The 287-nt window shown below is 44.6% G+C and carries 1 protein-coding gene; it reads left to right on the plus strand.

All coding sequences use genetic code 11. The annotated features are described in order from the left end of the window. Positions 1-287, plus strand: a 287-nt coding sequence (locus ACO0KZ_RS20525) for an integrase core domain-containing protein (protein ID WP_422998655.1), incomplete at both ends; no start/stop codon positions are given.

Consider the following 287-nt stretch of genomic DNA (forward strand, 5'->3'; position numbering starts at 1 on the left):
GCCTATCGACGTGCGCTGCGTGGCAAAAGTAGCATGTCCGATCTAATACACCACTCAGATCGAGGCATTCAATACTGCTCTACTTATTACCAACAGTTACATGAAAAATTCAAGGTGCGATGCTCAATGACAGATGGATATGATTGCTATCAAAATGCTGTAGCTGAGCGGGTCAATGGCATTCTCAAGGGAGAGTTCTTATTGCACACCCCAGCAAATCTTGCCCAAGCACGAAAGCTTATCGCACAATCCATTCAAATTTATAACAACGAACGACCACACTCGAG

This window comes from Undibacterium sp. Di24W, assembly GCF_049340325.1.
Taxonomy (GTDB): Bacteria; Pseudomonadota; Gammaproteobacteria; order Burkholderiales; family Burkholderiaceae_D; genus Undibacterium.